This window comes from Photorhabdus namnaonensis, assembly GCF_001684335.1.
Taxonomy (GTDB): domain Bacteria; phylum Pseudomonadota; class Gammaproteobacteria; order Enterobacterales; family Enterobacteriaceae; genus Photorhabdus; species Photorhabdus namnaonensis.
Map to the genome: position 1 here is coordinate 461 of NZ_LOIC01000028.1, position 287 is coordinate 747.

Here is a 287-nt window from a genome sequence, read left to right on the forward strand (position 1 = left end):
GGATTTCACCCGCTACCGGCTGGAAGCCCTGCGCAACAACGCCCTGACCGGCGACGGGGAAAGTAACGCCGCCACCATGCAGCCCGGCGTGCTGTTCACCCTGACTCACCATCCCCGGCCTGACCTCAACCGGCGCTGGCAGCTGGTCGGCGTCACCCACCGGGGCAGCCAGCCGCAGGCGCTGGAGCAGACCGCCGGGGAGAGCGGCACCACCCTGAGCAACGACTTCACCTTCATTCCCGACAATCAGCACTGGCGCCCGGCCCCGTTACCCAAACCGGTGATGG

General features: G+C 68.3%; 1 protein-coding gene. It reads left to right on the forward strand.

What is annotated here, in order from left to right:
- Positions 1 to 287 (forward strand): contractile injection system protein, VgrG/Pvc8 family (locus Phpb_RS26575; protein WP_276204242.1); only part of this gene is annotated, 287 nt, incomplete at both ends.